29 protein-coding genes are annotated in these 26421 nt (G+C 31.2%); 11 read left to right on the top strand and 18 right to left on the bottom strand.

Annotation, left to right across the window (positions count from 1 at the left end; translation table 11 throughout):
• Positions 1-51 precede the first annotated feature (51 nt).
• Positions 52-1281, bottom strand: coding sequence for a 3-deoxy-D-manno-octulosonic acid transferase (locus UXY25_RS07585; RefSeq protein WP_320815400.1), 1230 nt, complete (start codon positions 1279-1281; stop codon positions 52-54).
• A gap of 96 nt (positions 1282-1377) precedes the next feature.
• Here UXY25_RS07585 and UXY25_RS07580 point away from each other — a divergent pair, with 96 nt between their 5' ends.
• A complete protein-coding gene (locus UXY25_RS07580; protein ID WP_320815399.1) occupies positions 1378-2505 on the top strand; it encodes a DegT/DnrJ/EryC1/StrS family aminotransferase in 1128 nt (375 codons plus the stop codon).
• A 55-nt stretch (positions 2506-2560) separates the two neighbouring features.
• Positions 2561-3574 carry a UDP-glucose 4-epimerase GalE gene (gene galE / locus UXY25_RS07575; RefSeq protein ID WP_320815398.1) on the top strand — a complete coding sequence of 338 codons (1014 nt, stop codon included), beginning with the start codon at positions 2561-2563 and terminating at the stop codon, positions 3572-3574.
• 59 nt (positions 3575-3633) lie between these two features.
• Here the strand turns inward: galE and UXY25_RS07570 are convergent, their stop codons facing one another.
• From UXY25_RS07570 to UXY25_RS07540, 7 genes are all read right to left on the bottom strand, one after another.
• A complete protein-coding gene (locus UXY25_RS07570; RefSeq protein ID WP_320815397.1) occupies positions 3634-3864 on the bottom strand; it encodes a hypothetical protein in 231 nt (76 codons plus the stop codon).
• A gap of 52 nt (positions 3865-3916) precedes the next feature.
• Positions 3917-4594, bottom strand: coding sequence for a peptidoglycan DD-metalloendopeptidase family protein (locus tag UXY25_RS07565; RefSeq protein ID WP_320815396.1), 678 nt, complete (start codon positions 4592-4594; stop codon positions 3917-3919).
• Between the two features lie 69 nt (positions 4595-4663).
• Positions 4664-5539: an ACP S-malonyltransferase gene (gene fabD, locus UXY25_RS07560; RefSeq protein WP_320815395.1), complete on the bottom strand. Its 876-nt coding sequence runs from the start codon at positions 5537-5539 to the stop codon at positions 4664-4666.
• Between the two features lie 85 nt (positions 5540-5624).
• Complete coding sequence (locus tag UXY25_RS07555) at positions 5625-6431, bottom strand: energy transducer TonB (RefSeq protein ID WP_320815394.1); 807 nt, start codon at positions 6429-6431, stop codon at positions 5625-5627.
• A 32-nt stretch (positions 6432-6463) separates the two neighbouring features.
• On the bottom strand, positions 6464-6994 hold the full coding sequence (locus tag UXY25_RS07550) for an NAD(P)H-dependent oxidoreductase (protein ID WP_320815393.1): 531 nt from the start codon (positions 6992-6994) through the stop codon (positions 6464-6466).
• A gap of 3 nt (positions 6995-6997) precedes the next feature.
• Positions 6998-7225 (bottom strand): (4Fe-4S)-binding protein, encoded by a 228-nt coding sequence (locus UXY25_RS07545; RefSeq protein ID WP_320815392.1) that lies wholly within the window; start codon positions 7223-7225, stop codon positions 6998-7000.
• Between the two features lie 17 nt (positions 7226-7242).
• Complete coding sequence (locus UXY25_RS07540; RefSeq protein WP_320815391.1) at positions 7243-7527, bottom strand: GNAT family N-acetyltransferase; 285 nt, start codon at positions 7525-7527, stop codon at positions 7243-7245.
• A gap of 98 nt (positions 7528-7625) precedes the next feature.
• Here UXY25_RS07540 and UXY25_RS07535 point away from each other — a divergent pair, with 98 nt between their 5' ends.
• Positions 7626-8270: a hypothetical protein gene (locus UXY25_RS07535; protein ID WP_320815390.1), complete on the top strand. Its 645-nt coding sequence runs from the start codon at positions 7626-7628 to the stop codon at positions 8268-8270.
• 13 nt (positions 8271-8283) lie between these two features.
• Here UXY25_RS07535 and UXY25_RS07530 read toward each other — a convergent pair whose 3' ends face one another.
• The 4 genes from UXY25_RS07530 to purT form a co-directional block, all read right to left on the bottom strand.
• Complete coding sequence (locus tag UXY25_RS07530) at positions 8284-9000, bottom strand: pirin family protein (RefSeq protein WP_320815389.1); 717 nt, start codon at positions 8998-9000, stop codon at positions 8284-8286.
• Positions 9001-9079: 79 nt separating this feature from the next.
• Positions 9080-9655, bottom strand: a complete 576-nt coding sequence (locus tag UXY25_RS07525) for a Crp/Fnr family transcriptional regulator (RefSeq protein ID WP_320815388.1) — start codon at positions 9653-9655, stop codon at positions 9080-9082.
• Between the two features lies 1 nt (position 9656).
• On the bottom strand, positions 9657-9983 hold the full coding sequence (locus UXY25_RS07520) for a DUF6370 family protein (RefSeq protein WP_320815387.1): 327 nt from the start codon (positions 9981-9983) through the stop codon (positions 9657-9659).
• Between the two features lie 11 nt (positions 9984-9994).
• Positions 9995-11161 (bottom strand): formate-dependent phosphoribosylglycinamide formyltransferase, encoded by a 1167-nt coding sequence (gene purT, locus UXY25_RS07515; RefSeq protein WP_320815386.1) that lies wholly within the window; start codon positions 11159-11161, stop codon positions 9995-9997.
• Between the two features lie 351 nt (positions 11162-11512).
• On the opposite strand from purT, the gene UXY25_RS07510 reads away from it, so the two are divergent.
• Positions 11513-12460 (top strand): hypothetical protein, encoded by a 948-nt coding sequence (locus UXY25_RS07510; protein ID WP_320815385.1) that lies wholly within the window; start codon positions 11513-11515, stop codon positions 12458-12460.
• 134 nt (positions 12461-12594) lie between these two features.
• On the opposite strand, the gene UXY25_RS07505 is transcribed toward UXY25_RS07510, so the two are convergent.
• Positions 12595-13779 carry a pyridoxal phosphate-dependent aminotransferase gene (locus UXY25_RS07505; RefSeq protein ID WP_320815384.1) on the bottom strand — a complete coding sequence of 395 codons (1185 nt, stop codon included), beginning with the start codon at positions 13777-13779 and terminating at the stop codon, positions 12595-12597.
• A 24-nt stretch (positions 13780-13803) separates the two neighbouring features.
• On the bottom strand, positions 13804-14901 hold the full coding sequence (locus UXY25_RS07500) for an acyl-CoA desaturase (RefSeq protein ID WP_320815383.1): 1098 nt from the start codon (positions 14899-14901) through the stop codon (positions 13804-13806).
• 110 nt (positions 14902-15011) lie between these two features.
• Between UXY25_RS07500 and rsmG the strand changes: the two genes are divergently transcribed.
• Positions 15012-15641 (top strand): 16S rRNA (guanine(527)-N(7))-methyltransferase RsmG, encoded by a 630-nt coding sequence (rsmG, locus tag UXY25_RS07495; RefSeq protein WP_320815382.1) that lies wholly within the window; start codon positions 15012-15014, stop codon positions 15639-15641.
• A 45-nt stretch (positions 15642-15686) separates the two neighbouring features.
• On the opposite strand, the gene pruA is transcribed toward rsmG, so the two are convergent.
• From pruA to UXY25_RS07475, 4 genes are all read right to left on the bottom strand, one after another.
• Positions 15687-17312: an L-glutamate gamma-semialdehyde dehydrogenase gene (gene pruA, locus UXY25_RS07490; RefSeq protein WP_320815381.1), complete on the bottom strand. Its 1626-nt coding sequence runs from the start codon at positions 17310-17312 to the stop codon at positions 15687-15689.
• A 102-nt stretch (positions 17313-17414) separates the two neighbouring features.
• Positions 17415-17801: a Co2+/Mg2+ efflux protein ApaG gene (gene apaG, locus UXY25_RS07485; protein WP_320815380.1), complete on the bottom strand. Its 387-nt coding sequence runs from the start codon at positions 17799-17801 to the stop codon at positions 17415-17417.
• A 3-nt stretch (positions 17802-17804) separates the two neighbouring features.
• Entirely contained in the window at positions 17805-18878 is a 1074-nt protein-coding gene (locus tag UXY25_RS07480; RefSeq protein WP_320815379.1) for a DUF3667 domain-containing protein, read from the bottom strand.
• A 2-nt stretch (positions 18879-18880) separates the two neighbouring features.
• Entirely contained in the window at positions 18881-20128 is a 1248-nt protein-coding gene (locus UXY25_RS07475) for a DUF5103 domain-containing protein (RefSeq protein ID WP_320815378.1), read from the bottom strand.
• A 197-nt stretch (positions 20129-20325) separates the two neighbouring features.
• Between UXY25_RS07475 and UXY25_RS07470 the strand changes: the two genes are divergently transcribed.
• Genes UXY25_RS07470 through nqrF form a run of 6 tightly spaced genes read left to right on the top strand, consistent with a single transcriptional unit; the run spans position 20326 to position 26388 of the window.
• The gene (locus UXY25_RS07470) at positions 20326-21672 is read left to right on the top strand and encodes a Na(+)-translocating NADH-quinone reductase subunit A (protein ID WP_320815377.1); all 1347 of its coding nucleotides are present in this window, start codon (positions 20326-20328) and stop codon (positions 21670-21672) included.
• A gap of 27 nt (positions 21673-21699) precedes the next feature.
• Positions 21700-22914 carry an NADH:ubiquinone reductase (Na(+)-transporting) subunit B gene (locus tag UXY25_RS07465; protein ID WP_320815376.1) on the top strand — a complete coding sequence of 405 codons (1215 nt, stop codon included), beginning with the start codon at positions 21700-21702 and terminating at the stop codon, positions 22912-22914.
• 2 nt (positions 22915-22916) lie between these two features.
• Entirely contained in the window at positions 22917-23642 is a 726-nt protein-coding gene (gene nqrC, locus UXY25_RS07460; protein ID WP_320815375.1) for an NADH:ubiquinone reductase (Na(+)-transporting) subunit C, read from the top strand.
• Between the two features lie 2 nt (positions 23643-23644).
• On the top strand, positions 23645-24319 hold the full coding sequence (locus tag UXY25_RS07455) for an NADH:ubiquinone reductase (Na(+)-transporting) subunit D (protein WP_320815374.1): 675 nt from the start codon (positions 23645-23647) through the stop codon (positions 24317-24319).
• A gap of 3 nt (positions 24320-24322) precedes the next feature.
• A complete protein-coding gene (gene nqrE, locus UXY25_RS07450; protein WP_320815373.1) occupies positions 24323-25072 on the top strand; it encodes an NADH:ubiquinone reductase (Na(+)-transporting) subunit E in 750 nt (249 codons plus the stop codon).
• Between the two features lie 2 nt (positions 25073-25074).
• Complete coding sequence (gene nqrF / locus UXY25_RS07445; RefSeq protein ID WP_320815372.1) at positions 25075-26388, top strand: NADH:ubiquinone reductase (Na(+)-transporting) subunit F; 1314 nt, start codon at positions 25075-25077, stop codon at positions 26386-26388.
• The last annotated feature ends 33 nt before the right edge of the window (positions 26389-26421 follow it).

Raw genomic sequence — 26421 nt, 5'->3', positions numbered from 1 at the left:
GTTTAATGGTTTTATAATGTGTGCAATTTACTTAAAATTGTATATTTTTTATTAATTAAGGTGATTTATTATTCTGTTAGTAGCTCCTTTATTCATCTCTACAAATGTGCTGCAAACATGACCCTTTTCTACTCGTTCATCTTCATTTTGGAGCAGTAAATCAAATGCTTCTTTTAATTGACTTGAATTGGAAATAGAATTACAACCTTCCATGTTTACTAATGCAGTTGCTTCTGCAAAATGAGAATAATTTGGACCAATTACAATTGGCAACCCAAAAGTAGCTGGTTCTAAAATGTTATGAACGCCAGGTTTTCCAAAACCACCTCCTACGTAAGCAATGTCTCCATAAAAATAAATTTTGGTTAGAATTCCTATCGTATCAATAATGAATACTTGATATTCTGATAATTTTTTACCTTCTTTTTCGGAAAATAAAACGGTCGATTTTTTTATTAGAGAAGTAAGATTTGCAATTTGTTCTTTTTTGATATTATGTGGTGCAATAATGAATTTTACATTTTCTGATGACTGATTAATGTATTCAATTAATATATTTTCATCTTTTGGCCACGAACTTCCAATAACAATTGTTATGGTGTTGTTTTTAAATTCTTCTACAAAATCTAAACTATTGTCTCTTTCTAAAATTGCAACAACTCTATCAAAACGTGTGTCTCCTGAAATTTTCACATTGTTAAATCCAATGCTTTGAATCAGTTTTTTTGATTTTTCATTTTGCACAAAAAAGTATTCAAATGTTTTTAAAGCATCTTTGTAAAATGAACCATACCATTTAAAGAAAGCTTGGTTTTCTCTGAAAATGCCAGAAATTAAATAGGTTTTTATATTTTGCTTCTTTAACTCGTTTAAGTAATTAGGCCAAAATTCATATTTAATAAAAAATACCATTTCTGGATGAGCTAAATCTAAAAACTGTTTTGCATTTGATTTGGTGTCTAAAGGTAAATAAACAGTAACATCAGCAACTGTATTGTCCTTTCTAACTTCATAACCAGATGGAGAAAAGAAGGTAATTATGATTTTATGAGTTGGGTATTGTGTTTTAATTTTTTCTATAACAGGTAAACCTTGTTCGTATTCGCCTAAAGAAGCAGCATGAAACCAAATTATTTTATCTGAAGAGTTAATTTTGTTTTGTAAAGTTGAAAAAACTGTTTTTCTACCTTCTACAAAAAGTTTCATTTTTGGGCTGAAAAGCGCCAGTAATTTAACTATTTGTGAGGCAATAATTGATATGATATTATAGATAAAAAACATTTCATACTTTTTGAGGAGTTAAAAATACGTTTCTTTTGGGTAACTTTAAATTATACAGCATAATTTCTTACTTTTGTTCTACTTAATTTTATTCAAATGAAAAAACTACAAATGGTTGACCTTAAAAGTCAATACGAAAAAATAAAAGAGGAAGTTAATGCTTCTATTCAAGAAGTTTTAGAAACAAATACATATATAAACGGACCTCTGGTTCATCAGTTTCAAGCTGATTTAGAAAAATATTTAGGTGTAAAACATGTAATTCCTTGTGCTAATGGAACAGATGCATTGCAAATTGCCATGATGGGATTAGATTTAAAACCTGGTGATGAAGTTATTACTGCCGATTTTACATTTGCAGCTACGGTTGAGGTTATTGCCTTATTGCAATTGACTCCAGTTTTAGTGGATGTTGACATGAACAATATGAACATTTCGCTTGAAGCTATTAAAAAAGCAATTACTCCAAAAACAAAAGCAATTGTTCCAGTTCATTTATTTGGACGTGCAGCTAATATGGATGCAATTATGGAAATTGCAAGAGAGTACAATTTATATGTAATTGAAGATAATGCACAAGCTATTGGAGCTGATTATACTAATAAGGATGGTTCTAAAACTAAAGTAGGAACGATTGGTCATGTAGGAGCAACTTCATTTTTTCCTTCTAAAAATTTAGGATGTTATGGTGATGGTGGAGCTATTTTTACCAATGATGATAAATTAGCACATACTTTAAGAGGAATTGTAAATCACGGGATGTATGAAAGATATCATCATGATGTAGTTGGAGTGAATTCGCGTTTAGACAGTATACAAGCGGGTGTTTTAAAAGCAAAACTACCTCATTTAGATAATTACAATAAAGCACGTCAAGATGCTGCTAGAAAATATTCAACAGCTTTAGGTGTAAACCCAAATATAGTGGCGCCAACAATTTGTGATTCTTGCGATTGTCATGTTTTTCATCAATATGTAATTCGAATTACAAACGGAAAAAGAGATGCTTTATTAGCGCACTTACAAAGTAAAGATATTCCATGTGCTATTTATTATCCAATTCCATTACACAGTCAAAAAGCATATGCTGACACAAGATACAAGGAAGAGAATTTTCCTGTAACAAGTCAACTGTGTAAAGAAGTTATTGCATTGCCAATGCATACTGAATTAGATGATGATCAAATTAAATTTATTACAGATTCAGTTTTAGAGTTTCTGTAATTAATAGTTTTTTGTTTGAAATTTTAAATCGAAAACAAAATTGTAAACTTAAAGAATGAAAATAGTAGTAACTGGAGGATTAGGTTTTATAGGATCGCATACCGTAGTTGAATTGCAGAATGAGGGTTTTAATGTTATTGTAGTTGATGATTTATCTAATTCATCTGAAAGTGTTTTAGATGGTATTTTTAACATAACAGGGAAAAAGCCAGCTTTTGAAAAGTTAGACTTGCGTGAAAAATCAGCAGTACAAACTTTTTTCAAAAAGTATAATGATGTGGTAGGTGTAATCCATTTTGCTGCAAGTAAAGCGGTTGGAGAAAGTGTTGAAAATCCATTGTTATATTATGAAAACAATATCAACGCGTTGGTTTATGTTTTGCAAGAATTAACAAAATTACCACAAGCTAATTTTATATTTAGTTCTTCTTGTACGGTTTACGGTCAAGCCGGAAAAATGCCAATTACAGAAAACGCATCTATTCAGCCAGCAATGTCGCCTTATGGGAATACCAAAAAAATTGGTGAAGAAATCATTACAGATGTTGCCAAGGTGACAAATGTTAACTCAATATTATTACGCTATTTTAACCCAATTGGAGCGCATCCGTCGGCTGAAATAGGAGAATTGCCAATTGGAGTTCCTCAAAATTTAGTTCCTTTTATTACGCAAACAGCAATGGGTTTAAGAAATCAACTTTCTGTTTTCGGAAATGATTATCCAACATCAGATGGAACTGCAGTTCGTGATTATATTCATGTTGTGGATTTAGCCAAAGCACATGTTATAGCTTTAAAACGTTTATTAGATAAAAAAAATATTGAAAAAGTTGAAACTTTTAATTTAGGAACTGGAACAGGAAGTTCGGTTTTAGAAGTTATAAATACATTTGAAAAAGTTTCAAACCAAAAATTAAATTATCAAATTGTTGGTAGAAGAGAAGGTGACATAACCGAAGCTTATGCCAATACAGACAAAGCAAATACTATTCTAGGTTGGAAAGCACAATCTTCTCTCGAAGATGCTTTAGCAAGTGCTTGGAAATGGGAAAAAAAAATTAGAAGTTAATACAAATATAAAACCCCATATAACCAAAGTTATTTGGGGTTTTCAATTTTTAAAAGAAATTACTTTACAGCTTCTTCTACTTTTTCACCCATCTTTTCTGCTCCTTCTTTCATGTCGTTTCCAACTTCAGTTGCAGTAGAGTCCATAGCATCAATTGCATTTTCAGTAGCTTCTTCCATTTCAGCTCCAACAGCTTCAGTTGCGTCTTCTACTTTGTCTTCAGTAGACTCTTTACAAGATACAAATGCTAAAGTTGATACAAATGCTAATGCTAAAATTGCTTTTTTCATAAATTTATATTTTTAAAATTAATAATTATTTGATAATCAAATATATAAAAATCTATTCAATCTTCAATAACCAATTTGGATCTGGACAATTTTTAGAATAAAAAGACAACGTGTTTAAACTGCAAACACCAGCATAATCACCTTTTTTACCCTCCATGTCAATAATAATTTGAAAGTGTAAATGCGGTGCATAATCGCCATTAATTGGAGGTAATCCAAGGTTCCCTATTTGTTCTCCTTTTTTTACAACTTGTCCAATTTCTTTTCCAACTAAACTATCCTCATTTAAATGACCATATAAAGTATGAAATGTAAAATTTTCAACTGTGTGTTCTAAGATGACAACAGGTCCGTAATCACCAAGTGCGGTGTTGTTTTGAAAACTGTGTATTTTTCCATCCAAAGCGGCATAAATAGGAGCGGCTTCATTAATCCATAAATCTAATCCTATATGAATGTTGCGTTCATCGGTTAAATCGTTTTTAAAAACAGTACTACGTTTATATAAATTCCGAGTTTCCTTATAGCCACCATAAGCCATTTTTGCATTATTGGCGACTAAATAGTTTTGAATGAATTTTTCGTAATCTTGTGCTGTTTCTAGTTCAATATTATTTAAAGCACTATTGTCTGGAGATAAGTCTAAAGCAACATATTTAGAATAGTCAATTTCGCTTGAAATTACTTTAGCACAATCTAGTTGATTAAAAAATTCTTTGACATTCTTCATAATAGGTTTATTAAAATATAAAAAAAACCTCATAATTTTATGTATGAGGCTTTTTGTAAATTGTATAGATTATGCAGAAAATGTTTCTGCTTCTTTATTGATTTTTCCAACTAATCCAACCAATACTTTTCCTGGTCCAACTTCTGTAAAGCTTGTTGCACCATCAGCAATCATTTGCTGAACCGATTGTGTCCATCTTACCGGAGCAGTTAATTGAATGATTAAATTTTTCTTTATTTCAGTTGCATCAGAAACAGCGCTAGCAGTAACATTTTGATAAACCGGACAAATAGGAGTAGAGAATGTAGTTGCTTCAATCGCAGCTGCTAATTCTTCTCTTGCTGGCTCCATCATTGGTGAGTGAAATGCTCCTCCAACAGGTAAAATTAAAGCTCTTTTTGCACCGGCTTCTTTCATTTTTTCACAAGCTTCTTCCACAGCTTTATATTCTCCAGAAATTACTAATTGACCTGGACAGTTATAATTAGCTGCAACAACAATTCCGTCAATAGAGGCGCAAATGTCTTCTACGATTTTATCGTCTAAGTTTAAAACTGCTGCCATTGTAGAAGGCTTAATTTCACATGCTTTTTGCATTGCTAAGGCACGTTGAGAAACTAGTTTTAATCCGTCTTCAAATGATAAAGCTCCATTGGCAACTAATGCAGAAAACTCACCTAATGAATGACCTGCAACCATTTCTGGTTTAAAGTCTTCACCAAGTGTTTTTGCTAAAATTACCGAATGTAAAAATACCGCTGGTTGTGTTACTTTCGTTTCTTTTAATTCTTCTGCAGTACCTTCAAACATAATGTTGGTAATGCGAAAACCTAAAATTTCGTTCGCTTTTTCGAATAATTCTTTGGCTAAAGTTGAGTTTTCATATAATTCTTTGCCCATTCCTGAGAATTGTGCTCCTTGACCTGGAAATATGTATGCTTTCATTTTTTTAATTTAAAGATTGAATGATTTAAAATTAAATCGGATACAAAAATAGTAATTTTTTTAGGAGCGTAAAAGTTTGATAATCTTACTGCAATCTAAAATTTATAGGTATTCCATACTTCACTTTTACTGCTTTTCCTTTTTGATAACCTGGAGTAAATTTTGGTAATAGCGACATTATTCTATGTGCTTCCTTTTCCAATAATTCTCCGCCCATAGGCCCTCTTGTCTTTATATCGTTGACATTGCCAAATTCATCAACAATAAATTGAATAGAAACTCTACCTTGTATATTTTTCTTTTGAGCCTCTTGAGGGTAATTAAAGTTTATATTTATGTGCTCCATCATTTTTTGATTAAAGCAATCAATAGCATCTTTTGCGCCTTCACAGCCTGGAAAAATAGGAACTATATCTATATCAGCTAAAAAATATTCGTTAACTTCATATTGAAAATGGTTTAGCTTTTTACTTTTTACATTAAATTTTCCAGTAAATTCTATTTTATAAGGTATTGTCTCGTTATTATCATTAATTGCAGGAGTAAACCTAGGTAACATATTTATAATAAGTTTCATGTAATTATTAAAACTTGTAATAGGAGTGTTTATGATTGTTGAATCATTTTCAATATATCCATAGGCATCAATTATGTATGATATTTGAAACTCGATAGAATCATTTTCTTTTAGTTTCATTCTTTTTAAAAATAAACTATCTGTTTTTTTAGAGATGAATTCTAATGTTTTAAAAACTATATCTTTCTTTTTAATCCCAGTAAAAGAAGATTGATCACTTCCGAAAAAAGTAGGAACTGACTTGGGATTAGAAAAATCTTGTGCAAAAATTGAGAAAGTAAATAGAAAGAAAATAATTGGTATGATAACTCTCATAAAGTAAATTTTGCGCAAAAATAACATTTTTATTATAATTCGATTGAATTTACAATTTCCAAGAATTGATTTTTTAATTCTTCGTTTGTGATTCCCTTTTCAGAATCAAAATTAGCGTTAAAACTAGGCAAAGAAAAACTCCCTTTTATATCAGCACCTTGATACGGAAAGTAATTTTTTGCTATTTCTAAAACAGTACTTCCACCACGAGCACCAGGAGATGTTGCTAAAAGCAACATGGGTTTTTGTTGAAATGTTTTGGCATTTATACGTGATGTCCAGTCTAAGATGTTTTTAAAAGCAGTAGAATAAGCACCATTATGTTCTGCCAAAGAAATTACAATTAAGTCTACACTACCTAGTTTGTTGTAAAAATCATGTGCTAAAGCATGTATTCCGTTTTCTTTTTCTTTATCTACAGAGAAAATGGGCATTTCATAATCGTTTAAATCTAAAACTTCTACATTAGAGTTCTTAAATTGTTGGGCAGCGTACGTAGCTAATTGTTTGTTTATTGAATTTTTGCTTGAAGAAGCGCCAAAGGCTATTATTTTTTTAGTCATTTTTTATTTTTTGTTGATGTAATAGGTCAGTGCTCCTGAAGGACATTTTTTAACTGTTTCTATGATTTTTTCTGTTGTTGAGCCTTCAGGATGAATCCATGGTTTTTCACGCGGTTTGAAAACATCAGGATTATTTTTTACGCAATTTCCAGAATGAATACACTTTCCAGATTGCCATACAATGGTAACTTCACCATTTGTATATTCTTTTGTAATGTCTTTTGGATCCATAATTTCTTTTTTTATGTTTATAAAATATCTTGAAATTCAGGTATTTTATTAATTACACTTTTTGCAAATGGACAAAGGGGAATAATCTTTATGTTTTTTGCTCTAGCAAAATCTACTGATTTTACAACCATCATTTTGCCATAGCCTTTTCCATTATTTCCAGGATTTACTTCTGTGTGATCAATAATAATTTTATCGTCACCAGCAAAAACAAAAGTCATTTTTGCTTCTACTTTTCCGTCAACTTCTATATAAAAATAGCCATTTTTATCGTTTAATTCAAATTTTACCGTTTCGTTCATAATTATTTTTGTTAAAGAGTTTGTTGTTTGTTTTAAAAGATTCCTCTTCTGAAAGATTTCATTACATTTATAGCAAATAATAAATAACTTTATTTTTTATGGAAAATTATTTATTGGCTTTTTCTATTAGTTTATTAGGATTGTTTTTTCTGTTTTTTAATGTTATTTATAGCTTTAAAATTAGAAAAAAAGTAAACCAAATAGCTTTTAGATTTTTTATTTCATACATCTCAATAATGTTAATTATTGAATTGTTTTGTCATGTTATTGGTTTCTTAGATCCAGGTTCAAATATATTTATTTCCCATTTTTACTTTAATTTCCAATTCATATTAGTAACGACTTTCTTTGTTTTTTTATTTAAAAACTCAAAAAAAATTCAAAACGGATTAATTTTAATATCAACTATTGTGTTGTGTTTAATTCTTGCTTCCTATTTAATGGGATATTTTAGTTTCTGGGAATTTAATTTATTAGAAATTGGCTTAACTTCACTGGTTTTAGTTTCTTATATCATTTTCTATTTTTACGTTAACTTTGAAAACAATAATGTTCCTTTTTACAACTTTTTCGGGGGCTTAGCTGTTTATTTACTTAGCAGTTGTTTGATATTTTTAACCGGAAATGTTGAACTTGTGTTTATTGATGAACCATTGATTGATATTTGGGTATTAAATTCTATTTTATATATAATCTTTCAATTCTTTATTTTTAAAGAATTGAAAGATTTTGAAAAAGAATAAACCTTTTTAAAGATTAGACTTCCATTGGAATTTCCATAATTAAAAATTTAGCATTTGTATTAGCTTTAATTTCTAATTCTTTTGTTTCCCAAATACCAATTGCATCTCTTTTTTCTAAAACTTCGCCGTTTACTTCAATCTCACCTTCAATAGCCATAATGTAAAAACCATTCCCTTCTTTTTTTAGAGATAATTTTTTAGAAAAATCTTTATCAAAATCACTTAAATAAAACCAAGCGTCTTGATGAATCCAAACACCTTCGTCATCTTCATTAGGAGATAATATTTGAGCAAAAGCATTTTTTTCTAGGGTTTTGTCAAGTGTGATTTGTTGGTAACGTGGCTCAACATTTCTTGTTTTTGGAAACAACCAAATTTGAAATAATTTTGTTTGTAGATTTTTGTTTGGATTGAATTCACTGTGTTGAATTCCTGTTCCAGCACTCATAACCTGAACGTCTCCTGTTTTTATAGTTGCAGCATTTCCCATACTGTCTTTATGTGCTAAATCGCCTTCTAATGGAATAGTAATGATTTCCATATTGTCATGAGGGTGTGTGCCAAAGCCCATTCCTGCAGCGACTGTATCGTCATTTAAAACACGCAAAGCGCCAAACTGAACTCTTTCTGCATTGTACCAACTAGCAAAGCTAAAACTATGGTAAGCATTTAACCAACCGTGATTTGCATTTCCTCTTGTGTTTGATTTATGTAAAACTGAATTTTTCATTTGTATATAAATTTAGTAATTATTATAATACAAATTTACAATGACATGAGAGAAATGGCACTTAACCTAGATTAAGAAATTATCTTTTCAGCATTTTGGCCTTCATTTTACTGAAAAATTCTGGCGTTACGCCAATATAGGATGCGACTTGCTTTTGAGGCACTTTTTGGATTAAAGTTGGGTATTTGTTGCAAAATTTTTCAAAACGCTCTTCAGCTGATAAGCTTAAGTTATCCATTAAACGTTCTTGATTTGCTACTAATGAATTTTCGGTAAGAATTCTAAAAAAGCGTTCTAGTTTGGGTATTTCTCGAAACAATTCTTCTTGATTTTCTTTAGAGAGTAAAACGACTTCAGCATCTTCATTTACTTCAATATAAAGATTGCCTGGTTTTTGAGTTATCAAGCTATACATGTCTCCAATCCACCAACCTTCACAGGCAAATTGCAAAACGTGTTCGACAATATTGTCGTTTATGTTGAAGCTTCTTAAAATTCCTGAATTTACAAAATAAGAATATTCGCAAACTTCCCCAGCTTGTAATAAAACAGTTTTTGCTTCGTATTTGTACACTTCAATTTTAGATAAAATTAGCTCCTTTTCTTGTTCAGAAAGTGAAACTATTTTTTCTATATTTTGAAGAATTAAAGGCATTTTATTTTTCTTCTTTTATAGGGAAAAGTTTAAAAGTTTTTATTTTGAATTTATTGTCAACGATTGTTCCTTCTATTTCAGCTTTTCTAATTGCTGAACAAAAGCCATCTTCAGCATGTGCATCACCATGATCGTCAATAGTTGTTCCATCAACAAAATAGGATTTTCCTTCAATTCGAACGGCTAAATCACAGCCTTGTCCTTCCATATTAAATTTACATTGTCCACATGATGCTTGTACAATTTGTTTCTTAACGATGATTTCTTTCTCTTGTGCCGAGATAGAAAGTGAAGTGATTATAAGTAATAAAGTGACTATTTTTTTCATTATAAGTTGCTTTAAGAATTAACAGTTACTAAGGTAGCGGTTTTTTTTGCTCTTTCAGTAATTTCTTCAATTGAAGTTTCTAAAGTGTCATAAGTTAATACAACTCCCATTCTTCTATAGGGTCTTGAGGTTGGTTTTCCAAATAACCTAAAGTCTGTTTTAGGTAAACAGGCTACATTTTCAATACCTGTAAAAGTTGGATTATTTGAATTTTCAGAAGCTAAGATAACTGCACTCGCTCCATTTTTTTCTAAAGTGATTTCAAAAATTGGTAAACTTAATATAGCACGTAAATGCAGTTCAAATTCGTTGAAATTTTGTGTGTTGGCTAATGTTACCATTCCCGTATCATGTGGTCTTGGAGATAATTCAGAAAAATATACACCTTCATTAGTTAAGAAAAACTCTACACCAAAAAGACCAGCTCCGCCAAGTGCTTCGGTAACTTTTCTTGCCATGTCTTTTGCTTCTTCTAAATCTTTGTCAGAAACTCTTGCAGGTTGCCAACTTTCTTGGTAATCACCGCGTTCTTGCCTGTGTCCAATTGGGGCACAAAATAGAGTAGGGTTATTGTTTTGAGTAACGGTTAATAAAGTTATTTCGGAATGAAAATTAACAAAAGCTTCAACAATTACTTCTACAACATCGCCACGTGAACCTTCTACAGCATAATTCCAAGCTTTTTCAATATCTTCTTTTGTTTTTATAGTCGATTGTCCTTTTCCAGACGAACTCATTAATGGTTTTACTACACACGGGATTCCAACAACTTCGACTGCTTTTTGCAATTCTTCAGCAGTTGTTGCGTAACGATAATTTGCAGTGCGTAGACCTAAATCTTTCGCCGCTAAATCACGAATGGCTTTACGGTTCATTGTAAAATTGGCTGCTTTTGCAGAAGGAACTACATTGATTCCTTGTTTTTCGTAATCGTAAAAACGTTCAGTACGAATAGCCTCAATTTCGGGAACAATAAAATCAGGTTTGTGCTTGGCTACAATTCGGTCTAATTCAGCACCATCTAACATATTAATAACTTCAAATCCGTGTGCCACTTGCATTGCAGGAGCATTTTCATAACTGTCTACCGCAATTACAATCTGACCAATGCGTTGTGCTGCAATTACAAATTCTTTTCCTAGTTCACCTGAACCTAATAGTAGTATTTTTTTGTTCATTGTTGTTGTGTTGTTTCAATTTACGAAGATACATAATTACAAATAAAATTATTTTCAAATAAGAAATTATGATAAAATTGAAAGATATGTAATAAAAATATGTAGTAAATGTTTGAATTTAAATCCTTTACTATTGCTGTTTTTATTTTATTAAAAATCTTACAATTTTTTTTAAATTTGTGCGTTTTTCTTTAAGACCAAATTAAAAAATAAAATGCCTAAAACTCTTAACATCTTAATAGTAGAGGATCATCCAATGATGATTGATGCATATGTTTCCATAATCAGTAATACTGTTGAAAATCGAAATCCTTTTTAACATACAACGAAATAAGAATTAATATTTGTAGAATGAATAAATTAATAAAAAACAGTTTTCTAGTAATATCGGTTTTGTCTTTAACCTTGATTTCTTGTAAAAGCAACTACACAAAAATTGGCGATAAAAATGCTAATTATATACCATATTATTTAAAAGTATATGAAGCTGACAGTTTGAATCTTGTTGGAGATTACAAACGTTCTAATAAAATTTTAGATAGTTTGTTTAAAAAATTTGAACCAATAAATCAACAGACTTATTCGGAGTATATTACTTTTATGAAGAATAAGATTATATTAAATGATTTTAAAAATATTGATAAAATTCTAAAAAAATCAATACAAGTTTATGGTTTTAGACCCGAATATTGTGCAAAAGATTCTTTAATAAGTATTGCTGTAAAAAAATCAAATTTTGATGAAAAAGATTTAATTGGTTTTTATGATACTTATGTAAAAAGTTTAAATCTAAGTTATCGTTATGCTATTAATGAAATGATAGAAAATGATCAAAGAGTTAGGTTAGCAGTACCCAAAAACAAGGAAGAATGGGAAAGAGTAGATAAAGAAAATGCAGATAGTATTAAAATTTTAATTAAAAAACACGGTTATCCGAGTATCAAAAAAGTTGGTAGATATGATTACGATTATAAAGGTGCTAATGTAGATATACTTTTTTTACATGCTACTAAAGAGGCAAGAGAAAGTTATATTTTAGATTTAATGTTAGAGTCTGTAAAAAAAGGCGAATGTGAGCCATCAGATTTTGCAACTGTTTATGATAAATATTTATGGGTTACAGGGAAATATGGGGATAAACTTTTGTATGGTGAGTTACGTGACCGAAAAACGAGTATTGACATGTTAGTTGTAAATCCAAAAAAAATAGATTCTATCAGAAAATCAATTGGATTAGAAAATATCGAATACAGAAGGTGGAAGATAAAAAAAATGACTGGGATTGACATTTTTAAATAATAAATATTAACTAATAATTGAAATATTATGAAAACTTTGAATGATTTTAAAAAAGACTATCCGAAATAAATATAGCATTCATCTAAAATAATTATATAAAAAAAGCCTCAAGAAAACTTGAGGCTTTATATTTATTAAGCTAAAGCTTGTTTAATTCTGCGCATTGCTTCTGTAAGTAATTCTTCGCTTGTGGCATAAGAAAAACGAATACAATCTGGATTTCCAAAAGCATCTCCTGTTACTGTTGCTACATTAGCTTGGGATAAAAGATACATTGAAAAGTCGGTTGCGTTTTCAATTTTGGTTCCGTTTAACGTTTTACCAAAATAAGAAGAAACATCTGGGAATACATAAAACGCTCCTTCTGGAACATTGATTTTTAACCCTGGAATTTCTTTAATTAATCCAACTACTAAATCACGTCTTTTATGAAAAGCTTCCACCATGTAGTTTAGTACATTTGGATCTGCTTCAACAGCAGCAATAGTTGCTCTTTGTGCAATTGAATTTGCTCCACTAGTAACTTGACCTTGAATTTTTGTACATGCTTTTGCAATAAATTCTGGTGCCCCAATATAACCAATTCTCCATCCTGTCATGGCAAATGCTTTTGCAACACCATTAACAGTGATTGTTTTTTCTAACATTCCTGGAATCGATGCAATACTGCAAAATGTTCCAGAGAAGTTGATGTGCTCGTAAATTTCATCTGAAACTACGTATATGTTTGGATGTTTCTCTAATACTTTAGCTAAAGCTGTAAGTTCTTCTCTACTGTAAACAGAACCACTTGGGTTACAAGGAGAACTGTACCAAATCATTTTCGTTTTTGGTGTAATTGCTTTTTCTAATTGTTCTGCTGTAATTTTAAAATCACTATCAATTGAAGTTGGAACTTCAACAGGAACTCCTCCAGAAAGCTTGATGATTTCAAAATAAGAAACCCAATACGGTGCAGGAAGTATAACTTCATCACCTTCATTTAACATTACTTGTGCAATATTATAAAGAGATTGTTTAGCGCCAGTAGAAACAACAATGTTTGCTGGTTTATAATCTAAATCATTGTCTCTTTTAAATTTTTTGCAAATAGCTTCTTTTAATTCGGGATATCCATCAACTGGAGTGTACGTACTGTAGTTTTCGTCAATTGCTTTCTTAGCAGCTTCTTTAACGAAGTCAGGAGTGTTGAAATCAGGCTCTCCTAAACTTAAACTGATAATGTCTTTTCCTTGGGCTTTTAATTCTCTTGCTAAAGCAGCCATGGCTAAAGTTTGAGATGTAGATAAATTGTTAATTCTATCAGATAATGGATTCATTGTGTTGTTGTAGTTAAAGCTTTATTATGCTATTTGTGGTTCTTTTCCTAAGTCTTTTAGATGTTTGAAATGCGCAATAACTGCACTTCTCATCGTTTTATATTCATGATATGGTAAGTTGCATTCTGCTGCTGTTTTCTTGACAATTTCTGCGATTTTATCGTAATGAACATGGCTAATGTTTGGGAATAAATGGTGTTCTACTTGATGATTTAATCCACCTGTATACCAATTTACAATCCAGTTTTTTGGAGCAAAATTAATAGTTGTAAATAATTGGTGAATAGCCCAAGTATTTTCGATTTCGCCAGTTTCGTTAGGTTCTGGATTTGTAGTATCGTCAATAATATGTGCTAATTGGAATACAACACTTAAAATTAATCCGGCAACATAATGCATAACAAAAAAGCCAATTAATACTTTCCACCAAATAACACCAACTACCATTGGTACCACTAACCAAACTGAAAAATAAATTATTTTTGTAATAACTAAAGTTGTCCAAAGGATTTTTGGGCTTTTAGCCTCGCCATATGATAACTTTCTTTTTAAATATCCAGCCATTTGCTTGAAATCAGTAGTTAAGCACCAATTAAAAGTTAATAAGCCATATAAAAAGATAGAATAATAATGTTGAAATTTATGGAACTTTTCCCATTTAGCTTCTTTTGTAAAGCGGATTACACGACCTGCATCTAAGTCTTCATCATGTCCGGGGATATTTGTGTAAGTGTGGTGTAGAACGTTGTGTTGAACTTGCCAATTGTAAACATTTCCAGCAAGAATGTAGATACTTCCACCCATAAATTTATTGACCCAGTTTTTGGTTGAATATGCGCCATGATTTCCATCATGCATTACATTCATACCAATTCCAGCCATTCCAATACCAATAATTATTGATAATAAAATGAATATTCCAAAATGGATTTTTGGAGACGCAACTATAATAAAATAAGGTGCTATAAAAAGGGTAAACAGTATAATCGTTTTTATGTACAATTTCCAGTTCCCTGTTTTTTTAAGATTATTATCTTTAAAATATTCGTTTACTCTTTTGTTTAAAGTTCTAAAAAACTTTGTATCGTCTTTTTTAGAAAAAATCGGCACATTTGTATCCATAATCAAAATGATTTATTTGCTTCAAAGGTAATAATATTCTTTTTGAGCTTTGTTAAATTTTCAAATAAAATGTTAATCTAAATAAGTACTTTTGTTAAAATTTATAAATAATGGAGCTTTTATTAAGTTATTTCCCTCATTTAACTGAGGTACAGATAAAACAATTTCAAGATTTGCAAAATTTGTATGAAGATTGGAATGCAAAAATAAATGTGATTTCTAGAAAGGATATTGACGAATTATATTCACGTCATGTCTTACATTCTTTAGGGATTGTAAAAGTTTTGGAATTTAAACCCGGTTCTAGAATTTTGGATGTTGGTACCGGAGGTGGTTTCCCTGGAATCCCATTAGCTATTATGCATCCAGAAGTTGATTTTTATTTGATAGATGTTATTGCTAAGAAAATCAAAGTAGTCAACGAAGTTGCTACAGCTTTAGGATTAAAAAATGTAAAGGCAGAACAAAAACGTGCTGAATTAGTAAAAGATAATTTTGATTTTATTGTAAGTAGAGCTGTTACTAATATGCCTGATTTTGTAGAATGGGTAAGCGATAATGTAAAGAAAGAATCGAAACACGAATTAAAAAACGGTATTTTGTATTTAAAAGGGGGTGATTTAACCGAAGAATTGGCTTCTTTTCCATATGCTACTCAATATGAACTTTCTGATTTTTTTAAAGAAGATTTTTTCGAAACAAAAAAGGTGGTTCATTTACCGCTTAAATTTAAGAAATAATAAAAAAGCCCTTTCAAACTTTGAAAGGGCTTTTTTAATGATTGATTATCCTAAAAATGGATAACTATAATGCTCGGGTGTTACAAAAGTTTCCTTGATAGTTCTTGGAGAAACCCATCTTAAAAGGTTTAATATAGAACCAGCTTTGTCATTTGTTCCTGATGATCTAGCACCTCCAAATGGTTGACATCCAACAACAGCTCCAGTTGGTTTGTCGTTAATATAAAAGTTTCCAGCGCAATTTTGTAAAGCAATAGTAGCTTCTTCAATTGCATATCTACATCCGCTAAATACAGCTCCAGTTAATGCGTATTCTGAGGTTTGATCAATTAACTCTAAAGTTTCAGCCCATTTAGCATCTTCATATATATAAAGAGTAACTACTGGTCCGAATAATTCAGTTTCAATTGTTTTGTATTTTGGATTTGTAGTTACGATAACTGTTGGTTCAATAAAGTAACCTTTTGATTTATCGTAGTTTCCACCAACAATAATTTCAGCATCACTATCTTTCTTAGCTTGGTCAATATAACTTGCTAATTTGTCAAATGAACCTTCGTGAATAACTGCTGTTATGAAGTTTTTCATATCTGCAGGAGAACCCATTTTCATTGATTTCACATCAGCAATTAACTGTTCTTTTGCTGCTGGCCACATGCTTTGTGGAATATAAACTCTTGAAGCAGCGCTACATTTTTGTCCTTGGAATTCAAAAGCACCTCTTATAATTCCAGTTACAACTTGTTTCATGTTGGCAGAAGGATGTGCAACGATAAAGTCTTTTCCTCCAGTTTCTCCAACAATTCTTGGGTATGTTTTGTAATTATGGATGTTTCCACCAATTTTTGCCCATAAATCTTTAAATACATGAGTTGATCCTGTAAAGTGAATTCCTGCAAAATCAGGACTTGCTAAAACAGTTTCAGTAATCATTACCGGATCTCCGTAAATTACGTTGATAACACCATCAGGAACACCTGCTTCTTTAAAGATATCGATAATTACTTTTGCTGAGAATATTTGACTATCACTTGGCTTCCATACGACAACGTTACCCATCATAGCAGCACTTGCAGGTAGATTTGCGGCAATAGCTGTGAAATTGAAAGGAGTTATTGCATATACAAAACCTTCTAAGGGTCTGTGTTCAACTCTATTCCAAGTTGTAGAGTCGGAACCGGGTTGTTCTTTGTAAATTTGCGTCATATACTCTACGTTAAAACGTAAAAAATCAATCAATTCACATGAAGCGTCGATTTCAGCTTGATGAATTGTTTTTGATTGCGCAATCATGGTAGCAGCGTTTATTTTTGCACGGTATGGACCAGCAATTAATTCGGCAGCTTTTAAGAAAATCGCAGCTCTGCTTTCCCATGACATTGCTGCCCATTTTGTTCTAGCTTCAAGTGCATTACTAATTGCTTTTTCAACATGTGATTTTTCAGCTAAATGGTACGTACCTACAATATGTTGGTGATCATGAGGAGCTGACATTGTTCTTGTGTTTCCAGTTCTTATTTCTTCAGAACCAATATATAAAGGAACGTCAATTGTTGTGTTCCACATTTCATTATAAGTTGCTATAACACGATCTCTTTCTGGAGAACCAGGAGCATAAGATTTTACAGGCTCATTAACTGCTTTAGGAACATTAAAAAATCCTTTTGACATAATATTATTTTTTAAGAATTATTAAATTTTTGCAATGCAAATTTAATAAAAAATAATCGATTTTTATGTAACTTCAACGATAGACTTTTGAATGCTAGAATATTAGTTTATTGCAAATGGTGCGCTAAATCTAAATGTAGGAATGATGACTTTGAAGCTTTTTGTTGAGGTGAAATTTATCATATTGTAAAAACCATTCATCGCTCCAATTGGTGAAGAAAGTAAACACCCAGAAGAATATGTATGGGATTCACCAGGCTTAATAACGGGCTTTTTGCCCACAACACCTTCTCCGTCTACAATTTCTTTATTATTTAAAGCGTCAAAAATTTCCCAATGTCTGGATATTAATTGAACAGAATCTTTACTTTGATTGTCTATTGTAATTTGGTAACTAAAAGCAAAATGAATCTTGTAGTTTTTGAAGTAAGTGCCTTCAAAACTAGTGAGTACAGAAATTTTTATGCCTTTGGTTATTTGAGTTACCATTTATTAAAACAATATTAAAGCTAGTGAAATTACGAAAAAGGAAGTAATTAGCATTGCTGGTAAAAATAAGATATTCAAAAGTACAAATTTAAAAATGGTTTTCCAACGACTAGTTTCATAAAAATATCTTAAAGATTTGTATAAGTATATTGGAAAAATTAAGACAAAGCACAGTATTTGTAAAGTGGTTGATAAACCTTCGTTTAAATAACTTACTAGTTCTAATAAGAGTAAAGATATAAATACAAAAGTGTAAAATGTATAAGTAAAGACTAAAACTTCAGCATAGTTGTATTTTTTATCATAAAAAACAAGCCAAAAAATCACTGTAAGCATTGGTAGCGCTAGGAAAATTAAAAATGGAAGTTTAGCAATGACATAGTTGGTTATTTCTTTGTCGATATTATTCGATTTAAAATGCTGCGCTTTGTTGAAAATAAACTGATTTACTCTTGTGTTTTCGTATCCTAAATTTATTAATGCATCTGGTGTTTTAGTTTTTGGGTCTTTTTTGTGGTAATTTCTAAACGATGTAATTCTATAATAGGTGTTTCCAAGGAAATTTTCGCTTAGTTCAGATTTGGTGTAAATAGAATCTGCATGAAAATCTTGGTTTAAACCCAATTGGTCCATTACAGAAAATACCGACTTTTCACCAGCTATATTTTTACTTATACTATCTTGTTCTTTTAGTTGGTCGTTTAAATTATTTGCTTCGTTTGTTAAGGTATTGTTTTCGTTGAAATCGAAAGTGTTGTTAAGGTTGTAGGAAATAAATAAAAGCAATGAAATGCTTAAGAATAATCTAAAAGGATTAGCAAATGTTTGTCTTTTTCCTTCCACAATTTGTTTTGCAACAAAGCCAGGTTTGCTGAAAAGAAATAAGAAAGTGTTTCTTATTTTAGAATCGTAAGCATAAAAATTCGCAAAAAACTCTTCTAGGAAATCTAAAATAGTTAATTTTTTAGTAGAGTTTAATTGACCACAAAAATGACAGTATTTTTCGCTAACATCTAAAGATGTGTTGCAGTTTAAACATTTGTCGCTTCTGTAAGATATGTTTTTTCTTTTGGTCATTTTTAATTCCTAATTGTTTCACTGTTAGATTTTGTAATTCCTATTACACGGTCTGTTCGATCGTTATTGCCTCTGTAATATATAATTGCAATATAATTATTTTCGGTTTGATAAAAATTTCCGTCAATTGCATTTTCAAAATCAATATTTTTCTCAGTATCTGCAACTATGTATTGATAATTTATATATCCTTGTTTTAGAAGAACAGCTTTCTCAAATAGACCGGTTTTTGAATTATAGTTTAATTTGAATTCGTCGCTTAAATTATAATTGTTAAACATTCCGTTTATATAAATACTCTTGTTTAAAAAATAACTCGGGGCTTCAAGTGTAAAATAGACCCAAGCATAATCGGCTTCTGTTTTTGGGAATTCAGAGTTGATGTTTAGACTATAGAAATTCCCGTTGAAATCTGGAAAATAAGTGTATTGTTTGTTTTGTCTTGCATAATTTACATATAAATGAGAATTATAAATATCTCCCGCTGTTACTTTTGAAACTGAATTATTATTGTTTCTAATATTAGAATTGTCTAAGGTGTAAAACTCATTTCCTGCCCAAAATTGAGTTTCTTGATTGTATCTATAAATCAATTCGCTTCCTAAAGTGTATTGAGGTTTAACATTGTGTATTGCGTTATTCCAATTTCCATTTTGGAAAAAAGAAACTTTTACATTTTTAATTGGGTTTTGAAGAACTCTTTCGCCATAATTAATGGTTAATTCTAAATTTTGTTTTTCGTTTAAAGATTCAAAATCTCTAGCTCTTTTTACGAATAGACTTGCGCCTACAATATCTTCGTATAAAATTACTTTTTTTGAAAAAACAATTTCTTGCTCGTCATTGAAAATTTTAATAATGTAATTTCCGCTTTTAGTAATTCTATTGAATTTATTTGGGAAAACTTGGGTGTAATGTGAATATTGTTGTAAGGTATTGAATGAATTCTCATAATTCATAATCCTCTGGTTGTCCATTCCTGATAGATATTCCGATTTTACCAATGAACTTTCCGTCCAATCATAATTATAAAGAGTTATGGTATAATAGTAATCAGCTTCGTTTCCAAATAAATCATCAAATTCTAAGGCAAAACTATCTCCTAGTTTAACAAAAGGTGTAATGTTATTGCTGTTTTGTGTAAAAGCAATGGTTTTGATGTTAAACGGAGGTTGAATTTCTTCCTCAACTTGAGAATAACAGCCTAGATTGAAAGCTATCGATAATAAAGTGATTAAAATTTTACGCATGTAATCTTTAGTTAATAAATGTAAAAATAAGAATTCTCTATATGTTAATACAAATTTTATGCTGTAATTCCTTTTTTAATTCAGTTTAGAATTATTATAAATAACGAAAATGAGTGGCTATATTTTTGGTATCGTGTTACCTAATTATTTAAATTTGCACGTTTTATAAAATAGTATTAACCATATCTTCAATACACATGTCAAAAGACATTCGAATAAAAAAGGGTTTAGACCTTAAGTTGAAAGGTGAGGCAGAAAAGTCAAAATCTGGCGTTACCCGATCGAAAGTCTATGCTATTAAGCCTTCTGATTTTCATGGAGTTACTCCTAAAATGTTAGTTAAAGAGGGTGCGATTGTAAAAGCTGGAGAAGTAATTTTCTACTCAAAAAATGATGAGTCAGTAAAATTTTCATCTCCTGTAAGTGGAACCATTCAAGAAATCAAAAGAGGTGAAAAAAGGGTTATTTTAGAAATTCTTATCACTGCTGATTTTCAAGATATCCATTTAGAGCATAGCAAGAAAAATCCTAAAGACTTATCATCAGAAGAAGTTAAAGCACATTTGTTGGCTTCTGGTTGTTGGCCATTTGTTAAACAACGTCCTTATGATGTTATAGCAAATTCAGCTGATACACCAAAGGCTATTTTTGTTTCTGGTATTAATTCTGCGCCATTGGCTGCCGATTTAAATTTCACTATGAATGGAAAGCAAGACGCTTTAGCTGCTGGTTTTACTGCATTAACAAAATTAACTTCGGGACAAGTTCATGTAACTGTATCACCTTCGGCAGATTTCATGCCAAATGTAGATGGAGTTTCAGTTCATAAAGGACAAGGAGTTCATCCTGTTGGATTAGTTTCAACTCAAATTGCAAAAATAGACCCAATTAACAAAGGAGAAAAAGTTTGGACTATCCAAATGGAAGATGTTGCTATTATTGGTGAATTATTCTTAACAGGAAAATTAAACTTACACAGAACAGTTGCTTTAGCAGGAACTGGTTTTAATAAGCCTTCTTATGTAAATGTTACAATTGGTGCCCAAATGAGCGATGTTGTTGCAGGAAACTTACAAGACGGTAACTATAGAATTATTAGTGGCGATGTTTTAACGGGTGATAAAAAATCAAAAGAAGGTTTCTTAGGTTTTTATTCAAATACAGTTACTGCAATTCCTGAAGGAGATGATTACGATTTCTTTGGTTGGAATATTCCTAGACCTAATAAATTTAGTGTTTATAGAGCGAATATGTTTTCGTTTTTAACACCAAATAAAAAATACGATTTAAATACAAATACTAATGGTGAGCATAGAGCTTTTGTTCTTACTGGCGATTATGAAAAAGTATTTCCTTTAGATATTTATCCAATTCAATTGTTAAAGTCAATTTTGGTTAAAGATATTGATCAAATGGAAGCTTTGGGTATTTATGAAGTAGCACCAGAAGATTTTGCACTTACAGAATATATTTGCGTTTCTAAACAAGAGCATCAAGCAATTGTTAGACACGGTTTAGATATAATGATAAAAGAAGTAGGTTAATCTTCAAGAAATTTAAAAATCACTATAATGGGATTGAAACAAAATTTACATAATTTAAAGGAAAAGTACAAAGGTACTAAGATGGAGCAGGGCTTTAATGCTTTGCATACTTTCCTTTATTTGCCTAATATGACTACTCATAATGGTACTCATATTAAAGATGCAACCGATCTAAAACGTGTTATGAACACGGTAATTATGGCAATGGTGCCAGTTTTAATTTTCGGTATGTTTAATGCTGGTTTTCAGCATTATTCACAAATTAATGGCTTTCCAGAAGGAATTGCTTTTTTATCTAGCGAATTTTGGACATTAGCTAACTTATTAGTTGGAGCTGAGAAAATACTTCCTTTATTAATCGTCTCTTACGGTGTTGGTTTAGGTATTGAATTTATTTTTGCGACAGTTAATAAACACGAAGTAGAAGAAGGTTACCTTGTAACAGGAATGCTTGTGCCGCTTATTGTTCCTGTTGATTTACCATTGTGGATGCTTGCTGTTGCAGTAGCATTTGGAGTTGTAATTGGAAAAGAATTATTTGGTGGAACAGGAATGAATGTTCTAAATCCTGCTTTAACAATTCGTGCATTCTTATTCTTCAACTGGGCAGCTTGGATGTCTGGAGATAAAGTTTGGGTTCACGGAGCTGTTGATGGAGTAACTAAAGCGGGTAGCGTAGATGCTATTTCAGGAGAAACAATATTAGGAACTTTAGCTGCTAATCATACACCAAATTTTACTTGGACAGAAATGTTCTTTGGTATGATACCTGGCTCTGTTGGAGAAACATCAACATTCTTAATTTTATTAGGAGCTGCTTGGTTAATTTTTGCAGGAATAGGAAGTGCTAGAATTATGATATCTTCAGTAGTTGGAGCTGTTGTAATGGGATTAATTTTTAACGGAATTGTTGATGCTGGTGTTATTACTGAGTCAAGTAAATTCTTCGGATTAATGTCTTTCCCTTTTTGGCAACATTTACTAGTAGGTGGTTTAGCTTTTGGTATTGTGTTTATGGCAACAGATCCTGTTTCTGCAGCGCAAACAAACAAAGGGAAAATTATTTACGGATTCTTAATAGGATTCATTAGTATTTTAATTCGTGTATTTAACCCTGCTTATCCAGAAGGCGTTATGATGGCGATTTTATTAATGAACGTATTCGCTCCAACAATTGACCATTATGTGGTTCAAGGAAATGTGAATAGAAGAATGAAACGTTTAAAAATAAAAACAACTTAATTATGTCAACTAAACGTACAGATACAAATTCATATACTATTATTTTTTCTATAATATTAGTATTAGTAGTAGGTTCTTTATTGGCATTTTTTGCAAATGCTACAAAAGAAATGCGTGATAACAATGATAAAGTTAAAACGCAAATGGATATTTTAACTGCAATGGGTGTCGATTCTGATAGAACTAACGCAACTGAAGTATTCAATGAATATATTAAACAACAATTCGTTATCGAAGGTGAAAAAGTTACTGAAGATAAAGAAGCGTATTTAATTAATATTAAGAAAGAATTAGATAACGCAAAACAAGGATTAGTTCAAAAATTGCCTTTATTTGTTGGAGAAAAAGATGGTAAAAAAGTCTATATTGTCCCAGTTAGAGGTAATGGTCTTTGGGATGCTATTTGGGGATATATCGCTTTAAATGATGACTTAAAAAGTATCAACGGTGTGTATTTTGACCATAAAGGAGAAACTCCTGGATTAGGTGCAAATATCACAGAGTCTTTCTTTAAAGATGATTTCAAAGGAGAAATGTTGTTTGATGCTGAAGGAAATTATAAGTCAGTTGAGATTTCTAAATCAAACGGTGACCCAAACAATGAGGATAAAACAGATAATCAAGTAGATGCAATTTCAGGAGCAACAATTACCGGTACTGGTGTTGGAGCAATGTTAAAATCTGGAATTAAATTGTACTTGCCTTATTTCGAAACTTTAAAAAAATAACTATGGCAGAAAATAAAAACACAGAAAAAGAGCCATTGTTCTCAAAAAAGAATATCGGTTTAATCAAAGATCCTTTAACAGACAGTAATCCTATTACGGTTCAAGTATTGGGTATTTGTTCTGCTTTAGCAATTACTGCAGAGCTTAAAGCATCTATCATTATGGCATTATCTGTAATGTTTGTTTTAGCAGCAGGTAATGTTGTTATATCGTTAATGCGTAATATTATTCCATCTGCAATTAGAATTATTGTGCAACTTGTAGTTGTTGCTGCTTTAGTAATTTTAGTAGATTTAACGTTGAAAGCTTATGTGCCAGATTTGGCTAAGAAACTTTCTGTTTTTGTTGGATTAATTATTACAAACTGTATTATTATGGGGCGTTTTGAAGCATTCGCTTTGGCAAACAAACCTTGGAAGTCTTTCTTAGATGGAATTGGTAATGCTGCAGGATACGGATTAATTTTAGTAGTTGTAGGTTTCTTCAGAGAATTATTAGGTTCAGGAAAATTATTAGGTTTTCCAGTATTTGGTGATCCAGTTGAAAAAACAGGTTTATATGCTACAGGGTATGAAAATAATGGTTTTATGTTATTAGCACCAATGGCGCTTATTACATTAGGATTAATTATCGGATTCCAACGTTCAAGAAATAAAAGTCTAATAGAAACAAATTAAGAAATGGAATTAATACAATTATTTTTAAAATCAATCTTTATTGATAATATGGTATTTGCAACATTCTTAGGAATGTGTTCTTACTTAGCAGTTTCTAAAAAAGTTTCTACAGCAGTAGGTCTTGGAGCAGCAGTTATTTTCGTAATGTTAGTAACCGTTCCATTAAACTTTTTACTAGATCAATATTTATTGAAGCCAGGTGCATTGGTATGGATGGGACCTGAATACGCAGAATATGATTTAAGTTTCTTAACATTCATTCTTTTTATTGCTACTATTGCTACAATGGTACAATTAGTTGAGATGATTGTAGAGAAATTTGCTCCAGCATTATATACATCATTAGGGATATTTTTACCTTTAATTGCTGTAAACTGTGCAATCCTTGGAGGATCATTATTTATGCAGCAAAAAGAATTTAACAATATTACGGAAGCAACTGTTTACGGTGTAGGTTCAGGAATTGGATGGTTTTTAGCAATTTTAGCTATTGCAGCTATTAGAGAAAAAATCAGATATTCAAATGTTCCTCCTGCATTTAGAGGATTAGGTATGACTTTTATATTAACAGGTTTAATGGCAATCGGTTTTATGTCTTTTGGAGGTATGCTTTCAGGAGGTGACAGTGCTGAGCCTAAAAAAGAACTAGTTGAAAATGTTGCTCCAGCTACAACTGAAGTTGTGGAAGTTGCATCAGACTCAACAGTTGTTGAAACAGCAAACGATTCATTAACCAAAACAGTACAAGAATAATTATGATAGCTTTAGAAATTAGTACTACTGGTTTAATCAGTGTAACGGTTATAGCGTTTTTAATTTTATTATTAGTTTTAGTTGCGGTAATTTTATTTGCAAAAGCTAAGTTAGTACCGTCTGGTCCTGTTAAAATTAAAATAAACGGAGAAAACGAAATTGAAGTAGGTTCTGGTAACACATTACTTTCTACATTAAGTGCAAGTAAAATATTTTTGCCATCAGCTTGTGGTGGTGGTGGAACTTGTGTTCAATGTAAATGTATTGTTAAAGATGGTGGTGGTGAAGCATTGCCAACTGAGACTCCTCATTTCAGTAGAAAAGAATTAGCTGAAGGTTGGCGTTTAGGATGCCAAGTGAAAGTTAAGGCAGATATGATTATCGAAGTTCCAGAAGAAGTATTTGGAATTAAGAAATTCGAAGCAAAAGTATATTCAAACTACAACGTGGCATCTTTTATTAAAGAATTCATTGTTGAGTTGCCAGAAGATATGCACTACGAAGCAGGTGGATATATCCAAATTGAAATTCCTAAATGTGAAATCAATTTTACAGATATTGATATTACAGCACATCCAGTTGAGCATCCAGGTGAACCTGAAAAATTCAAAGCAGAATGGGATAAATTTAATTTATGGCCATTAGTAATGAAAAATGATGATTTAGTTGAAAGAGCTTATTCTATGGCTTCTTATCCAGCTGAAGGAAGAAAGATTATGTTAAACGTTCGTGTTGCTACTCCGCCTTGGGATAGAAATATTAACGGTTGGGCAAAATTAAACCCAGGTATTGCGTCTTCTTATATTTTCTCAAGAAAATCAGGAGACCCAGTTACGGTTTCTGGTCCTTATGGAGAATTTTTCATCAACGAAACAGAAGCAGAAATGTTGTATGTAGGTGGTGGAGCTGGTATGGCACCAATGCGTTCACATTTATATCACCTATTCCGTACTGTTAAAACAGGAAGACAAGTTACTTACTGGTATGGTGGTCGTTCTAAGCGTGAGTTGTTTTATACAGATCACTTTAGAGCATTAGAGAAAGATTTCCCTAACTTCAAATTCTATTTAGCGTTATCTGAACCACAGCCAGAAGATAATTGGAAAATTAAAGAAGGAATTGACGGAGACGGAGACGGTTTTGTTGGGTTTATTCACAATGTGGTAATTGATAATTATTTATCACACCATGAAAATCCAGAAGATATTGAATTATATTTCTGTGGTCCGCCAATGATGAACAATGCAGTTCAGAAAATGGGAGAAGACTTCGGATTAGATCCAGATAACATCCGTTTTGATGACTTTGGAGGTTAATATATCAAAAACCGATTCAGAAATGAATCGGTT

This window comes from Flavobacterium sp., assembly GCF_034111225.1.
Classification (GTDB): domain Bacteria; phylum Bacteroidota; class Bacteroidia; order Flavobacteriales; family Flavobacteriaceae; genus Flavobacterium.
This window is presented reverse-complemented; position numbering and strand designations above follow the sequence as displayed.

What these genes read in the sequence shown, in the direction of transcription:
- UXY25_RS07585 (WP_320815400.1), bottom strand. Translation starts at nt 1,281, where the DNA reads ATGTTTTTTATCTATAATATCATATCAATTATTGCCTCACAAATAGTT.
- UXY25_RS07580 (WP_320815399.1), top strand. Translation starts at nt 1,378, where the DNA reads ATGAAAAAACTACAAATGGTTGACCTTAAAAGTCAATACGAAAAAATA.
- galE (WP_320815398.1), top strand. Translation starts at nt 2,561, where the DNA reads ATGAAAATAGTAGTAACTGGAGGATTAGGTTTTATAGGATCGCATACC.
- UXY25_RS07570 (WP_320815397.1), bottom strand. Translation starts at nt 3,864, where the DNA reads ATGAAAAAAGCAATTTTAGCATTAGCATTTGTATCAACTTTAGCATTT.
- UXY25_RS07565 (WP_320815396.1), bottom strand. Translation starts at nt 4,594, where the DNA reads ATGAAGAATGTCAAAGAATTTTTTAATCAACTAGATTGTGCTAAAGTA.
- fabD (WP_320815395.1), bottom strand. Translation starts at nt 5,539, where the DNA reads ATGAAAGCATACATATTTCCAGGTCAAGGAGCACAATTCTCAGGAATG.
- UXY25_RS07555 (WP_320815394.1), bottom strand. Translation starts at nt 6,431, where the DNA reads ATGAGAGTTATCATACCAATTATTTTCTTTCTATTTACTTTCTCAATT.
- UXY25_RS07550 (WP_320815393.1), bottom strand. Translation starts at nt 6,994, where the DNA reads ATGACTAAAAAAATAATAGCCTTTGGCGCTTCTTCAAGCAAAAATTCA.
- UXY25_RS07545 (WP_320815392.1), bottom strand. Translation starts at nt 7,225, where the DNA reads ATGGATCCAAAAGACATTACAAAAGAATATACAAATGGTGAAGTTACC.
- UXY25_RS07540 (WP_320815391.1), bottom strand. Translation starts at nt 7,527, where the DNA reads ATGAACGAAACGGTAAAATTTGAATTAAACGATAAAAATGGCTATTTT.
- UXY25_RS07535 (WP_320815390.1), top strand. Translation starts at nt 7,626, where the DNA reads ATGGAAAATTATTTATTGGCTTTTTCTATTAGTTTATTAGGATTGTTT.
- UXY25_RS07530 (WP_320815389.1), bottom strand. Translation starts at nt 9,000, where the DNA reads ATGAAAAATTCAGTTTTACATAAATCAAACACAAGAGGAAATGCAAAT.
- UXY25_RS07525 (WP_320815388.1), bottom strand. Translation starts at nt 9,655, where the DNA reads ATGCCTTTAATTCTTCAAAATATAGAAAAAATAGTTTCACTTTCTGAA.
- UXY25_RS07520 (WP_320815387.1), bottom strand. Translation starts at nt 9,983, where the DNA reads ATGAAAAAAATAGTCACTTTATTACTTATAATCACTTCACTTTCTATC.
- purT (WP_320815386.1), bottom strand. Translation starts at nt 11,161, where the DNA reads ATGAACAAAAAAATACTACTATTAGGTTCAGGTGAACTAGGAAAAGAA.
- UXY25_RS07510 (WP_320815385.1), top strand. Translation starts at nt 11,513, where the DNA reads ATGAATAAATTAATAAAAAACAGTTTTCTAGTAATATCGGTTTTGTCT.
- UXY25_RS07505 (WP_320815384.1), bottom strand. Translation starts at nt 13,779, where the DNA reads ATGAATCCATTATCTGATAGAATTAACAATTTATCTACATCTCAAACT.
- UXY25_RS07500 (WP_320815383.1), bottom strand. Translation starts at nt 14,901, where the DNA reads ATGGATACAAATGTGCCGATTTTTTCTAAAAAAGACGATACAAAGTTT.
- rsmG (WP_320815382.1), top strand. Translation starts at nt 15,012, where the DNA reads ATGGAGCTTTTATTAAGTTATTTCCCTCATTTAACTGAGGTACAGATA.
- pruA (WP_320815381.1), bottom strand. Translation starts at nt 17,312, where the DNA reads ATGTCAAAAGGATTTTTTAATGTTCCTAAAGCAGTTAATGAGCCTGTA.
- apaG (WP_320815380.1), bottom strand. Translation starts at nt 17,801, where the DNA reads ATGGTAACTCAAATAACCAAAGGCATAAAAATTTCTGTACTCACTAGT.
- UXY25_RS07480 (WP_320815379.1), bottom strand. Translation starts at nt 18,878, where the DNA reads ATGACCAAAAGAAAAAACATATCTTACAGAAGCGACAAATGTTTAAAC.
- UXY25_RS07475 (WP_320815378.1), bottom strand. Translation starts at nt 20,128, where the DNA reads ATGCGTAAAATTTTAATCACTTTATTATCGATAGCTTTCAATCTAGGC.
- UXY25_RS07470 (WP_320815377.1), top strand. Translation starts at nt 20,326, where the DNA reads ATGTCAAAAGACATTCGAATAAAAAAGGGTTTAGACCTTAAGTTGAAA.
- UXY25_RS07465 (WP_320815376.1), top strand. Translation starts at nt 21,700, where the DNA reads ATGGGATTGAAACAAAATTTACATAATTTAAAGGAAAAGTACAAAGGT.
- nqrC (WP_320815375.1), top strand. Translation starts at nt 22,917, where the DNA reads ATGTCAACTAAACGTACAGATACAAATTCATATACTATTATTTTTTCT.
- UXY25_RS07455 (WP_320815374.1), top strand. Translation starts at nt 23,645, where the DNA reads ATGGCAGAAAATAAAAACACAGAAAAAGAGCCATTGTTCTCAAAAAAG.
- nqrE (WP_320815373.1), top strand. Translation starts at nt 24,323, where the DNA reads ATGGAATTAATACAATTATTTTTAAAATCAATCTTTATTGATAATATG.
- nqrF (WP_320815372.1), top strand. Translation starts at nt 25,075, where the DNA reads ATGATAGCTTTAGAAATTAGTACTACTGGTTTAATCAGTGTAACGGTT.